Origin of the sequence: Aeromonas sp. sif2416 (assembly GCF_019218665.1) — a bacterium.
GTDB lineage: Bacteria > Pseudomonadota > Gammaproteobacteria > Enterobacterales > Aeromonadaceae > Aeromonas > Aeromonas encheleia.
In genome coordinates this window covers 139,258-151,711 of the sequence record NZ_JAHUXC010000005.1, presented here as the reverse complement: position 1 = coordinate 151,711, position 12,454 = coordinate 139,258, and the positions used below count along the sequence as shown (strand labels likewise).

The following is a 12,454-nucleotide window of genomic DNA, read 5'->3' as shown; positions in this document are numbered from 1 at the left end:
TTCAAGAGGGAGCCCGAGAGCTCCCCTTTTTAATCAATAACATGAGAACAATGTGAGCAACCCAAGCGACACCACCTTCGCCACCCGGATCCTGGACTGGTACCAGATCCACGGCCGCAAGACCCTGCCCTGGCAGCAGGACAAGACCCCCTATCGGGTCTGGATCTCCGAGATCATGCTGCAACAGACCCAGGTCGCCACCGTCATACCCTATTACCAGCGCTTCATGGCGCGCTTCCCCGACGTGCTGGCACTGGCCGATGCCCCCATCGACGAGGTGCTGCACCACTGGACCGGGCTCGGCTACTACGCCCGCGCCCGCAACCTGCACAAGGCGGCCCAGCAGATCCGCGATCTGCACGGCGGCCTGTTCCCGGAGCAACTGGAGGAGGTGATGGCCCTGCCCGGCATAGGTCGCTCCACCGCCGGTGCCGTGCTCTCGCTGGCGCTCGGCCAACCCCACGCCATCCTGGACGGCAACGTGAAGCGGGTACTCACCCGCTGGCTGGCGCTGCCGGGCTGGCCCGGCCAGAAGCAGGTGGAAAACGATCTGTGGGAGCTGGCGACCCGCCTCACCCCGCGGCTCGGGGTGGCCCACTACAACCAGGCGATGATGGACATGGGCGCCACCGTCTGCACCCGCAGCAAGCCCGCCTGTGTGCGCTGCCCGGTGCAGGTCGATTGCCAGGGGCTGTCGCAGGGCAATCCCACCGCCTACCCCAACAGCAAGCCGAAGAAGAGCATCCCGGCCCGCACCGGCATCATGCTGCTCATTCGCCACGGCGATCAGTTGTTGCTGGAGAAGCGCCCCCCCCAGGGGATCTGGGGCGGGCTCTACTGCTTCCCGCAGGTGGAGTCAGAGGCCGAGATCGAAGGACGCTTGCAGGCGCTGGGGGTGAGCGGGCACGACTATCGGGAACTGTCTGGCTTTCGTCACACTTTCAGTCACTTCCACCTCGATATCCGGCCCTTGCTGATCGAAATGGCTGCGCCCCCGCCCCCGCTGCTCATGGAAGCGGATTCTCGACTCTGGTATAACTTACGCCATCCTGCCGAGGTGGGGTTGGCGGCCGCCACGGCCCGCCTGCTCGCCTACCCGGACTTACAACCACAGAGGTCAACATGAGCCGTACCGTATTTTGTCAGCGTCTGAAGAAAGAGGGGCCCGGCCTGGATTTCCAGCTCTATCCCGGTGAACTCGGCAAGCGGATCTTTGACAACATCAGCAAGGAAGCCTGGGCCGAATGGCAGAAGAAGCAGGTGATGCTGATCAACGAGAAGAAGCTGAACATGATGAACCTCGAGCATCGTCAGCTGCTGGAAAAAGAGATGGTGAACTACCTGTTTGAAGCGGGTGAAGTGGCCATCGACGGTTACACCCCTCCCAGCCAATAAAGTTGTAGCTGTGAGCAAGGAAGAGCTTGGCCATCGGCGGCCATTCCTCCCCTGGCTCACAGCCAATGAATGACGGACGGCCCCGCCGCCCAGTTTGAGGATCTTATGGGTCGAATTTTTTGGCTGCTGTGCGCTCTGCTGTTTCTCTCTGCCTGCTCCTCTTCCCCCAAACCCAGCGGTGAAGACGAGGAGCTGGTCAACGGCAAGGACATTCGCGGTTTCGAACACATGATCAGTGCACTCTCCCATAACGTGAACGAGATATGGGGGCGCGAGGCGCTGTTCGCGGGCAAGTTTGACTACGTCAAATACACGGATCAGTACAAGAGCCGGGCCCACATTGACTTCGCCAGCGGCCACATCATGGTGGAGACCGTCTCCGGGGTCGAGCCCAGCGCCCACCTGCGCCGTGCCATCATTGAGACGCTGCTGACCCCGGACGATCCGGCGGAAGTGGATCTTTACTCCGACCGGGAGATCCTGCCCGGTGGCGAGCCCTTCCTCTATGGCCAGGTGCTGGACAACCAGGGCCAGCCAATCCGCTCCGACTGGCGCGCCGAGCGCTATGCCGACTATCTGCTCAGCACGGCGATGAAGAAGCGCACCCTCGGGATCCGCACCATCTTCTTCGTCGACATTCCCATGGTGGCGAACCATGAGGACAGGCGCGGCTACAAGTACGCCGGCATCATCCGCGATGCCTCCCGCAAATACGGCGTCGCCGAGAGCCTGATCTATGCGGTGATCAAGACCGAGAGCAGCTTCAACCCCTATGCGGTCAGCCATGCCAACGCCTATGGCCTGATGCAGGTGATCCCGGCCACCGCCGGACGGGATGTCTATGTGCGGGTCAAGGGCAAGAACGGCCAGCCGACCCGGGAGGATCTGTTCAACCCGGCCTACAACATAGACGTGGGCACCGCCTATCTGCACCTGCTGCAGACCGTCTACCTTGCGGACATCCAGGATCCGCAATCCCGTCGCTATGCGGTGATCTCCGCCTACAACGGCGGCGCCGGCGGGGTGCTCAACACCTTCTCCAGCAACCGCAAGGCTGCCCCAGGCATGATCAACCGGCTCTCCCCCGAGGCGGTCTATCAGGTGCTGACCGAGCAACACCCCAAGGCGGAGGCGCGCCGCTACCTCTACAAGGTCAATCAGGCCGAGAAGGGGTTCAAGCGTACCGTCGCCAGCCGGGCGGGTTAGGCTGACAGCATGAAAAAGGGCGCTTGATATCAAGCGCCCTCTTCACGTCTGGCCAGCGGGTGTCGGGATTGGCCTTATTTGGCGATGAAGCCACCCTGGCTCTGCGCCGCCGCGCCCACCTTCTCCAGGCTCTCGACCTCCACCTCGGTCTTGTTCCAGCTGTGGTCAACCTCTCCACGGATACGGATCAGATCGTCCGGGCCCACTTCGGTGCCCCGCCACACCTTCTGATCCACCTCCACTTCCACCTCGCCACTGCTGTCCTTGAACAGGTAATTCTCGCCGCCAAGATGCTTGACCAGCTTGCCTTCCAGGGTGACCCACTGGTCATCCGCCACGTCTTTCAACTGCGCGACTGACACCTTGTTCTGCTCCTGCGGGCCTGTGTAGGCCGCCATGGTGTAAGAGGAGACGGACATCAGGGCCAACAGACCTATTACGCTTGCTTTGTTCATTTTCATGCTCCTGTCATTGGGGTATGAGGGCATCTTGCCTCGGATTGCGTGAAACAAACGTGAAGCGTCCCCCATCTGGGGGAGTCGAGTGTGACCGTAATCGATTTAATGGGCATGGCTTACTGCAGAATTTTATTCGGCTGGATACCGTGTAGCCTGACAAAACGGGTCCCCAGCCCGCGTTGTCCCATCGAGGAACAGCCTGCAGGCACCCCTGCTTAAACGCAACGAGAACAACGACATGAAGAAATGGTTTGTGTGTTTATTGGGATTATTCGCGCTGACGGCGCAGGCCGCCGAGAGTCGCCCCGCCTTCTCCCGCATAGTGATGTTCGGCGACAGCCTGTCCGATACCGGCAAGATGTACGACAAGATGCGCGGTTATCTCCCCTCCAGCCCGCCCTACTACCAGGGCCGCTTCTCCAACGGGCCTGTCTGGCTTGAGCAACTGCCCCAGCAGTTCCCGGGACTGAAGATCGCCAACGAGGCGGAGGGTGGCGCCACCGCGGTGGCCTACAACAAGATCTCCTGGAATCCCAAGTATCAGGTCATCAACAACCTGGACTACGAGATCACCCAGTTCCTGGAGAAGGACAGCTTCAAGCCGGACGATCTGGTGATCCTCTGGGTCGGAGCCAACGACTATCTGGCCTATGGCTGGAACACGGAGCAGGACGCCAAGCGGGTGCGCGACGTCATCAGCGACTCGGCCAACCGCCTGGTGCTGAACGGGGCAAAACAGATCCTGCTGTTCAACCTGCCTGATCTGGGCCAGAACCCCTCGGCCCGCAGCCAGCAGGTGGTGGATGCCGCCAGCCATGTCTCGGCCTACCACAACCAGCTGCTGCTTAACCTGGCGCGCCAGCTGGCCCCCACCGGCCTGGTGAAGCTGTTCGAGATCGACAAGCAGTTCGCCGAGATGCTGAGCGAGCCGCAAAACTTCGGCCTGAGCGACACCGAGCATGCCTGCTACGGTGGGAGTTATGTGTGGAAGCCGTTCTCCTCCCGCAGCGCCGGCACCGACAGCCAGCTCTCCGTCTTCAATCCGCAGGAGCGTCTCGCCATCGCCGGCAACCCCTTGCTGGCCCAGGCCGTCGCCAGCCCGATGGCCAGTCGCAGCGCCAGCGAGCTCAACTGTGAGGGCAAGATGTTCTGGGATCAGGTACACCCGACCACAGTCGTGCACGCCGCCCTGAGCGAGCGGGCGGCCGCCTTCATCGAGCAGGAGTACGAATTCATCCCCCAGTAATAGCCGCCATGATGCGAAGGGCCGACATACTGTCGGCCTTTTTTGATCTGCCCCCCTGCTTGCAAAACGAACAATCCATATGACACCCGTCACAAATCGGAGCCATACTGGCCCCTTCTCCCCGCAACTCCACTATGATGCGCATAGTTATCACAATATGTTTTATATCAGTTGCTTGTAGTTCAAAAAAAAGTGACTACGTTTAAACATGTTGCGGCTGGATACAGGCCCAACCCATGAGGTGAGGCGACACAAGGTTCGATCTCCCCCACAAACAAAATTGCAGAGGCTTCATATGAACAAAACACTGATTACCTTGCTGGTTTCAGGCTTGCTTGCGGCCAACGCTCAGGCAGCCGGACAAGACAATACCTGGTATGGCGGTGCCAAACTGGGTTGGTCCAACTTCTACGGCGTCGACGAGAGCAACAGCATCTCCACGGAAGACAAGGACGACGATGAAGTTGGCGCCGGTGTCTTCGGGGGTTACCAGATCAACCAGAATCTGGGGATTGAACTGGGTTACGACTACCTCGGCAAGCTCAAGTACAACGGCACCAGAAATTCCGCCGTCTTCAACGACTCCGTTGAGGCGCAACTGGCCCAGTTGACCCTGAAGCTCGGCTTCCCGGTGGCTGAGAACCTGGATCTCTATGGTCGCATCGGTGGCGGCTATGGTTGGACCAGCAGCGACAACCTGGACAGTGACAACGACTTCACCTTCGTCGGTGCACTCGGTGCCGAATACGCCTTCAACCTGGATTGGGCTGCCCGCCTCGAGTACCAGTACAGCTCTCCTTATGGCAGCCGTGACGACACCGGCCTGCGCATGGACAACGGCCTGCTCTCGCTGGCCGCCGTCTACCGCTTCGGTCAGGTAGCGGAAGCGATACCGGTCGCCGCCCCGGCGCCGGCGCCGGAACCCGTAGTGGTCGACAAGCAGTTCACCCTGAGCTCGGATGTGCTGTTTGACTTCAACAAGGCGACCCTCAAGCCGGAAGCCGGTCAGGCGCTGGATACCCTCTACAACGATATCGAAGCGGCCAGACCCAAGGATGGCTCGGCCACCGTCATCGGCTACACCGATCGCCTCGGCTCGGACGCCTATAACCAGAAGCTGTCCGAGCAGCGCGCACAGACCGTCGCCGACTATCTGGTTGGCAAGGGACTGCCAGCCGGCAAGGTCAACGTGGAAGGTCATGGCGAGAGCTCACCGGTCACCGGCGACAGCTGCAGCAGCGGCACCAAGAACGAGCTGATCGTCTGCCTGGCCCCGGATCGCCGGGTTGAGGTCAAGGTGCAAGGGGTCTCCGAGGTTCAGCAATAACCTCACCCCATCTGTAATGGATAACAAAACGGGAGGCCCAGGCCTCCCGTTTTTCATTCCATCATCCGGCACTCAGGCGCGCTTGCGCAGATCCGCCGCGATCTGATCGAGCAGCTGTTGCCAGCCCTGTCCCAGTTCGTCGACCAGCGGCCCGTAGCCATCATCAGGCAGTACTCGCACCTGCTGGAAGGGCATGTCCCGCAGCACAGTGCCCTCTTCCGTCAGCAGCCGCCAGCGACCGCTCAACACGGCACGACCATCGTGCCGGCCCTGGAAGCGCTCCACCGAGATGGTCAGGACGGGTCCCTTACGGGCCCCATCCTGCCGTATCACCCAGCCCGGCAGCCGGCTGGAGAGGCCGTTCAGGGTCAGCTGGTTCAGCTGACCGTCGAGGGAGCCCGCCCAGCGATGGTATTCGGCGAAATGCAGCTCGTTGCCGGCCAGCTGATAGACCAGGCTGGCCTTGTCCAGCTGCCCCGACAGGGCCACGGGACGCAGCACCAGCTGGTGCTGAGGCTGTGCCGCCACGGTCGGGGCTAGCTGGTTATCCGTGTCGAGCGAGTAGTAATGCAGGCTGGTGGGGGCCGAACCACAACCCGCCAGCAGGCCCAGCAAGGCCAGGCTCATCATCCGTTTCTTCATCATTTTCCTCGCTTGGGCTCAGGATCCTGGGGATGGGCGCGATCGAAGATCAGCGAACTCGGCTGCTCATTCAATGAATGCACCAGGGGTTGCAACTCACCCATCAGCTGATTGAGTGACTGCACCGATTGGCGCAGCTCCTGATTGGTCTGGGAGCCGGCGTCATAGGCCTGCAGGGTCTCCTGCAACTGCTTGAGACTCTGGTTCAGAGAGACAGGCAACTGCTGGGTCGCACTCTGGCCGGTGAACTGCTCCAGATTGGCACTCACGGCCTTGATGTGCTTGAGCGTCTTGTCCAGGGTCACCAGAGTGCTGTTGACCTGAGTCAGGGTGGTGCTCATGTCCATGTCGACGAACTTGTCGAGGATAAGGTTCACCTTGCGTTCGATCTGATCCAGCCCGGCCTGCTCGGTCGGGAACACCTGATAGCCCGCCAGCTTTATCGGCTGATAGGGGGGGGCATCCGGGTAGAAGTTGAGATCCACCACCTTGCCACCGGTCAGCAGACTGGAGGTCTTGAGGGTCGCCCTCAGCCCCTCCTTGAACTGCTTGCTGAACAGGGCACGCCACTGCTCCTTCTCCGCATTGGCATAGCGATGGGAGAGCCGCTGCACCTCGATCCGCGCCAACACGGGGATCTGGCGATTCTGGAAGATCTGCACGCCCTTGTCGTCGATGAGATAGGGGGCCGAGATGACGGTGCCGACCCGGATGCCGCGATACTGCACCGCCGCACCGGGATGCAGGCCACCCACGTCACCCTCGAATAGGAAGACGTAGTCGATGAACTGATCCAGGCTACCCGCCAGCACGCTCGCCTCATCCTGGAACAGGACGAACTCATCCTGCTGCTTGACCGGCTCGCCGGGCGTCCAGCCTGGGGGCAGCCCCATGGTGATGCCGCCATCGAGCAGGCTCTCCAGCGAGTCCATCTTGACCTTCATCCCCTCGCTGCTCATGGAGACCTCGAAGCCCGGCGTCAGCCAGAAGCGGGAGTTGCTGCTCACCAGGATGTCGTAGGGGGCATTGATGAAGAGCTGGTACTTCATCTCGCTCTTCTCGGGCAGGAACTTGGCCTCCTCTACCTGGCCTATGGTGAAGCCCTGGTAGCTGATGGGCGAGCCCACCCCCAGTGCCCGTGCATCACGGCTGGTGAGGGAGAGCCGCAGCCCCTTGGCATCCAGCGAGGCCAGCGGCGGTATGTCCAGCATGGCATATTCACCGCGCGCCCTGCCCTTCTTGCCGGGGGAGAGCTCGATGTAGGCGCCGGAGAGCAGGGTGCCGAGGCCGGAGACCCCTTCCCGCCCGACCCTGGGCTTGACCACCCAGAACTGGCTGTCCTTCTTGAGCATGCCGGCCGCGCCGTTAGTCAGACGGGCCTTCAGCACGGCGTGGCTGTAATCCTTGCTGAGCTCTACCGCCTCGATGCGGCCAACTTCCACCTCACGGGAACGGATCACCGTCTTGCCCGCCACTATGCCCTCGGCGGTGGCCACGGTCAGGGTGAAGCTGGGGCCCTGCGAATACCAATGCTGGAACAGCATCCAGGCTCCGATGAACAGGGCCAGCATGGGCACCATCCAGATAGCGGCGGCCGAGCTCAGGAAGTCCGAGCCGGGTTTCCACCTTTTCTTACGCTCACTCACGTTCGCGTTCTCCTTGTTGTAAATCCCAGATCAGGCGGGAATCGAAACTCATGGCGGCCACCATGGTGATCAACACTACCCCGGCAAAGGCGACGGCCGCGGGGCCCGGATAAATGGTCATCAGATTATCGAGCCGGATGAGGCCTGCCAATATGGCCACCACGAAGACGTCGATCATCGACCAGCGCCCCACAAATTCGGTCATGCGATAGAGCTTCAGCTTGCGCAGCGGCGAGTCACCCTGACCGCGCTGCACCATGTAACAGAGCCACAGCAGCGCCAGGATCTTCACCAGCGGCACCACCACGCTGGCGATGAAGATGATGGCGGCGATGGGATAGGAGCCCATGCCCCACAGCAAAATCACCCCGCCCAAAATGGTCGAGGGGCTGTCGTCCCCCAGGAAGACGGTGTCCATGATGGGATAGAGGTTGGCGGGGACATAGAGGATCACCGAGGTGATGAGCAGCGCCCAGGTGCGGTTGAGGCCACCGGGCTTGCGCTGATGCAGACGGTCGCCACAACGGGAGCAGGTGTCGGCATCGGCGTCGCTCAGGGCACCGCAGATGTGGCAGCCCACCAGCCCGGACTCCATGGCACCGGCCTCGGGATCCAGCTCCCGCGCCTCGGTCGGGCCAAACAGCCGCTGCCACAGCCACATCCGATCCAGCGACGAGATCATCTTGATGAGCAGCAGGGTGTAGCCAACGAAGGCCCAGAACGACAGCCCCATCTTGATATCCGCCATGCCCATCAGCTTGACCAGGGAGATGAGCACCCCGATCAGGAAGACATCCACCATCAACCAGGGCTTGATCCGGCACAGCAGGCGGCCGAGGGAGCGCAGGGCATTGCTGTGCATCTCTTTATCTAGGCGCCACAGCACCAGCATGATGGAGCCGACATAGACCAGCGGCAGGCCGATCAGGGTCAGGCTCAGCACGGCCCCCAGAAACAGGTAGCCCTGCGCCACCAGGGTGGTGATGCACTGCAGGAAGGTCATCTCCTGCCCCACCCCGTGGGATGAGAACGACATGAAGGTGAAGGCGTTGGAGAGCCCGAACATGATGAGGGCAGCGAAGCCATAGGCCAGCGGCCTGCGCTCCTGCTGTGGCAGATGCTGACTCAGGGTATGACCACAGCGCGGGCAGGCACTCGCCTCCCCCACCGCCAGCGTGGTCGCCGGCACCAGCAGGTCGCACTCTTCGCAGGCCGTCGCGTCGTGGGTATAGGTGATTGGGTGTTGGTGTGAAACCGGATGCAAGATAGGACCCCAGCATGAGGCCGCAAACGGCCAGAGGCGCCAATTATTGCAGCCACCGCCATTAACCACCAGCCCTGTTCATGTACAGAACCTTAAGCGCCGCGAGATACATGCCAATACTGCACTACGGGGCAAAGGTGGCGTTTGAACCAGTTCGGCCCGGCATCAAGGGCTCAAAAGGGCATATTTATCTGCAGTTTTGCTAAAGTACCCGCACATCCAGCCCTGTTCACCGGCGCTTTCGTGGCGGGGTAGAGAATGACTTTGACAAGCCAGTGGCCATTTAGCACAATCAAACGCCACTTTTTTTCCGCGGGACAATAATTTATGACAACTGAATCCCCAAGCTACTCTACGATTGAGCAAGCCTTCTCCCTTGGGAACGGGCAAGATTCTGCCCTTAACTGGTTGCGCAAGAACCGCAGTCAGGTCGCCATCTTCCTGGTGAGCGGCATCAAGCTGGAAGGGACCATCAGCGGCTTCGATCAGTACAGCGTGCTGCTGACCGATGCCCATGGCAACCAGCAACTGGTCTACAAGGCCAAGATCTCCACCATCGCCATGCACTCCGGTCGCCCGGCGGTCAGCATCCAGCGGGCTCGCAAGCCACGCGTCTCCATGGCGCCGCGCCCCCATGGCGCCCCGAGTCGCTATGACGACAATCAGGGCGGCAGCAGCGAGCAGTGATGCTCGCGCCATCGCCATCCTGAGCCAGCCCCCTCGCAACGTCAGCCAGTGACGAAGCGTATGTCCACTCTCATGTTTATCGCCTGTCCCGTATGAGAGTGGGCTTTTTCCATGCCTTGACCGGGCAATAGCCCCATCAACTCAGTAGCTCAGGCCGACCGGTTCTCCTTCCCTGATCATGCAAACCAGCATCCCTGCGGCCTCACCGGCCTGGGCACCTATGCCCGTATCCTCGAACACCAGACAGCTGCCCGGCTCGACCCCGAGTCGCCGTGCCACCAGCAGGAAGGTGTCCGGATGAGGTTTATGCAGATCCACGTCATCGGCGGTCACCACCACGGGGAAGTAGCGATCCAATCCGGTGTTGCGCAGCACGGCCTCGGCGTTGATGCGGGGTGATCCTGTGCCTATTCCCATGGGGATCCGGCCGTGATAACGCTTGACCAGCTCCAGCATGGCCGGGAAGGGGGTCGCCTTGTGCAGATTGGCCACGTAATGCTCCGTCTTGCAGCGGGTCACGATCAGCGGATCCAGCGCTATTTGCTGCACCTCGGCCACCAGCAGCGCGATCTTGCGGCTGGGCATGCCACCCAGCTCATAGAACCAGTCGGCATCGAACTGGAAGCCAAACTCGCGGGCGCAGTGCTCCCAGGCGGCCAGGTGCAACGGCATGGAGTCCACCAGGGTGCCGTCGAGGTCGAAAACCAGGCCTTGAAATCCGGATAGGGTCATGGTGCAGGATCTGTCTGTCGAAAATGGGCCCCCATTCTAGCCAGAGCCACGCTTCATCGCCATGAGCCAGATGGCGGGAAACGCTTGCTCCCACATTTCTGTGACGGCAGGCCCAATCACTTGCCATAAGCGAGTTGAGGGTGGTGGTAAAGGAGGCCGGCCTGAGGGTTCAGCGATAGGCCAGAGTGCAGGCCCGTCCCTGTGACTTGGCATCATAGAGCGCCCGATCCGCCTGCTCGGTCAGCGTCTGCCAGCCCTTGTCCGATGAGGGGATCAGATAGCTGAAGCCGATGCTGACCGTGAGCGTCGCCGTCACCCGGGAGGCCGGATGCGCGATCTGCAACCGATCGAGCCCCTGGTGGATCTGCTCCGCCAGCCGCTCCGCCTCCCCCGACTGCGGGGCACACAGCAGGATGACGAACTCCTCGCCACCATAGCGGGCCACCAGATTGGTTCGGCGCCGCTCCGTCTCCTGCAGCAGGGTAGCCACCTGTTGCAGGCATCTATCCCCCTTGCCGTGGCCGAAGTGATCGTTGTAGGACTTGAACTCATCCACGTCGATCATCAGCACCGCCAATACCCCCTGATGGCGGCGAGCCCGCTCCCACTCCCGCTCCATGGTGATGTCCCACTGCCGGCGGTTGGCGATCCCGGTCAGGGGATCTTCCAGCGACAGCAGGGAGAGCCGCCGGTTCGCCTCCTCCAGCTCCCGGTTGGTGTCGGCCAGTTGCCGGGTCCGTTCCAACACCCTGAGCTCCAGCTCCCGGTTGAAATGCTCCAGCTTGGCCTGGGTGCGCTGGCGGATCAGCAGTTGGGAGAGCACGGCGGCATACTGTTTGAAGATCTCGCTCTGGTAGGTCTTGAGCGGGCGGCGCCAGAGCAGGTTGTCGGCGGCGATCCAGCCGATCGGGGTGGTGCCGTCCCACAGGGACACCATGGCATTCCAGCCGCGCCCCACCACCTGCTTCTCGTAATAGAGCGGGGCATCCTCCAGCACCAGCACATAGTCCTTGCGCCGCAGCGCCTCCTGCACAGTGGGATGCTCCGGAATGGGGCTGACAAAGTGATGCTCATCGATGAGCTCACCCGCCTCGTTGGTGCCCCAGGTGCCGTGCATGGTCTTGAATTCCTTGTCGATCAAGAAGATGGCGATACGATCGAACTGCAGTTCCTGCCGTGCCAGCGCCACCGCATCGTGCAGCAGCCGCTCCTCGCTGTCGCAGCTGGAGAGCTTGACCCCCACCTGATGCAGCGCCTGCAACATGCTGAGGAAGGAGTCCTGCAGGGCCTGGCTGCGGACGAGATCGGCCTGGGTGTGCCGCCGTTGATCCCGCTCCAGATCGACCTGACCGGCCAGCCGCCTGCTCTCCAGCTCGGCGGCGAGGTAGTGCATCAGCAACTGGATGCTCTGCTGCTGGCGCCGCGGCAGGCGATCGAGGCGGCGCCGGGTCTCCAGATAGAGCACGGCCTCCAGCCCCTGGTGACGCTTGAGCGGGAAGCAGGCACGCAAACGGGGAGCCTCCGGCTCGACGCTGTCCCAGACCGCCTTGGTGGGAGCTATCTGCTCCACCAGCAGTTGGCCGAGATCGAGGGAACGTTCGATGAAGAGGATTGGGAGATCGAGGGAGACGGGCGAGTCGGCATTCAGGCAGAGCAGCCCCAGCTCGGGCCGGTAGCAGTAGAGCAGGGGCGTGGGTGCCCGCAGCCACAGGTAGATCTGCTCGGCTTCGGTCTTTTCTCTGACCGCCGCCAGCGTCACTTCACAGAGGTGTTCAAAACTGGTGAAGTGCTCCGGATCCCATTCCTGCATGCCCGCTCATCCTTGGTTGTATCCAAGCGAGTATATCGGCA

At 61.7% G+C, this 12,454-nt stretch carries 12 protein-coding genes; 6 read left to right on the top strand and 6 right to left on the bottom strand.

Annotated features, from left to right (window positions below):
- Positions 1 to 52: 52 nt before the first annotated feature.
- The 3 genes from mutY (at position 53) to mltC (ending at position 2,601) form a co-directional block, all read left to right on the top strand.
- Positions 53 to 1,126, top strand: a complete 1,074-nt coding sequence (gene mutY / locus KW821_RS11755) for an A/G-specific adenine glycosylase (RefSeq protein ID WP_218291568.1) — start codon at positions 53 to 55, stop codon at positions 1,124 to 1,126.
- Positions 1,123 to 1,395, top strand: coding sequence for an oxidative damage protection protein (locus tag KW821_RS11750; protein WP_042653148.1), 273 nt, complete (start codon positions 1,123 to 1,125; stop codon positions 1,393 to 1,395). Before mutY ends, KW821_RS11750 begins: the two co-directional genes overlap by 4 nt.
- Positions 1,396 to 1,500: 105 nt before the next feature.
- Positions 1,501 to 2,601 carry a membrane-bound lytic murein transglycosylase MltC gene (gene mltC / locus KW821_RS11745; protein WP_218291567.1) on the top strand — a complete coding sequence of 367 codons (1,101 nt, stop codon included), beginning with the start codon at positions 1,501 to 1,503 and terminating at the stop codon, positions 2,599 to 2,601.
- A 74-nt stretch (positions 2,602 to 2,675) separates the two neighbouring features.
- Here mltC and KW821_RS11740 read toward each other — a convergent pair whose 3' ends face one another.
- Positions 2,676 to 3,056, bottom strand: a complete 381-nt coding sequence (locus KW821_RS11740; RefSeq protein WP_218291566.1) for a YgiW/YdeI family stress tolerance OB fold protein — start codon at positions 3,054 to 3,056, stop codon at positions 2,676 to 2,678.
- A 241-nt stretch (positions 3,057 to 3,297) separates the two neighbouring features.
- Here KW821_RS11740 and KW821_RS11735 point away from each other — a divergent pair, with 241 nt between their 5' ends.
- The gene (locus tag KW821_RS11735) at positions 3,298 to 4,305 is read left to right on the top strand and encodes an SGNH/GDSL hydrolase family protein (protein WP_218291565.1); all 1,008 of its coding nucleotides are present in this window, start codon (positions 3,298 to 3,300) and stop codon (positions 4,303 to 4,305) included.
- Between the two features lie 295 nt (positions 4,306 to 4,600).
- Positions 4,601 to 5,632, top strand: coding sequence for a porin OmpA (ompA, locus tag KW821_RS11730; RefSeq protein ID WP_218291564.1), 1,032 nt, complete (start codon positions 4,601 to 4,603; stop codon positions 5,630 to 5,632).
- 72 nt (positions 5,633 to 5,704) lie between these two features.
- On the opposite strand, the gene KW821_RS11725 is transcribed toward ompA, so the two are convergent.
- Genes KW821_RS11725 through KW821_RS11715 form a run of 3 tightly spaced genes read right to left on the bottom strand, consistent with a single transcriptional unit; the run spans position 5,705 to position 9,184 of the window.
- On the bottom strand, positions 5,705 to 6,274 hold the full coding sequence (locus tag KW821_RS11725) for a membrane integrity-associated transporter subunit PqiC (RefSeq protein WP_218291563.1): 570 nt from the start codon (positions 6,272 to 6,274) through the stop codon (positions 5,705 to 5,707).
- Positions 6,274 to 7,920 (bottom strand): intermembrane transport protein PqiB, encoded by a 1,647-nt coding sequence (gene pqiB / locus KW821_RS11720; RefSeq protein WP_218291562.1) that lies wholly within the window; start codon positions 7,918 to 7,920, stop codon positions 6,274 to 6,276. Before pqiB ends, KW821_RS11725 begins: the two co-directional genes overlap by 1 nt.
- Entirely contained in the window at positions 7,913 to 9,184 is a 1,272-nt protein-coding gene (locus tag KW821_RS11715; protein WP_218291561.1) for a paraquat-inducible protein A, read from the bottom strand. Before KW821_RS11715 ends, pqiB begins: the two co-directional genes overlap by 8 nt.
- A gap of 327 nt (positions 9,185 to 9,511) precedes the next feature.
- Here KW821_RS11715 and hfq point away from each other — a divergent pair, with 327 nt between their 5' ends.
- Complete coding sequence (gene hfq, locus KW821_RS11710; RefSeq protein WP_010675750.1) at positions 9,512 to 9,871, top strand: RNA chaperone Hfq; 360 nt, start codon at positions 9,512 to 9,514, stop codon at positions 9,869 to 9,871.
- Positions 9,872 to 10,012: 141 nt separating this feature from the next.
- Here the strand turns inward: hfq and KW821_RS11705 are convergent, their stop codons facing one another.
- Positions 10,013 to 10,603, bottom strand: a complete 591-nt coding sequence (locus tag KW821_RS11705) for an HAD family phosphatase (RefSeq protein ID WP_218291560.1) — start codon at positions 10,601 to 10,603, stop codon at positions 10,013 to 10,015.
- A gap of 169 nt (positions 10,604 to 10,772) precedes the next feature.
- Entirely contained in the window at positions 10,773 to 12,413 is a 1,641-nt protein-coding gene (locus KW821_RS11700; protein WP_218291559.1) for a diguanylate cyclase domain-containing protein, read from the bottom strand.
- Positions 12,414 to 12,454 lie beyond the last annotated feature (41 nt).

What these genes read in the sequence shown, in the direction of transcription:
- KW821_RS11735 (WP_218291565.1), top strand. Translation starts at nt 3,298, where the DNA reads ATGAAGAAATGGTTTGTGTGTTTATTGGGATTATTCGCGCTGACGGCG.
- KW821_RS11750 (WP_042653148.1), top strand. Translation starts at nt 1,123, where the DNA reads ATGAGCCGTACCGTATTTTGTCAGCGTCTGAAGAAAGAGGGGCCCGGC.
- mltC (WP_218291567.1), top strand. Translation starts at nt 1,501, where the DNA reads ATGGGTCGAATTTTTTGGCTGCTGTGCGCTCTGCTGTTTCTCTCTGCC.
- KW821_RS11705 (WP_218291560.1), bottom strand. Translation starts at nt 10,603, where the DNA reads ATGACCCTATCCGGATTTCAAGGCCTGGTTTTCGACCTCGACGGCACC.
- ompA (WP_218291564.1), top strand. Translation starts at nt 4,601, where the DNA reads ATGAACAAAACACTGATTACCTTGCTGGTTTCAGGCTTGCTTGCGGCC.
- KW821_RS11725 (WP_218291563.1), bottom strand. Translation starts at nt 6,274, where the DNA reads ATGAAGAAACGGATGATGAGCCTGGCCTTGCTGGGCCTGCTGGCGGGT.
- hfq (WP_010675750.1), top strand. Translation starts at nt 9,512, where the DNA reads ATGACAACTGAATCCCCAAGCTACTCTACGATTGAGCAAGCCTTCTCC.
- KW821_RS11700 (WP_218291559.1), bottom strand. Translation starts at nt 12,413, where the DNA reads ATGCAGGAATGGGATCCGGAGCACTTCACCAGTTTTGAACACCTCTGT.
- KW821_RS11740 (WP_218291566.1), bottom strand. Translation starts at nt 3,056, where the DNA reads ATGAACAAAGCAAGCGTAATAGGTCTGTTGGCCCTGATGTCCGTCTCC.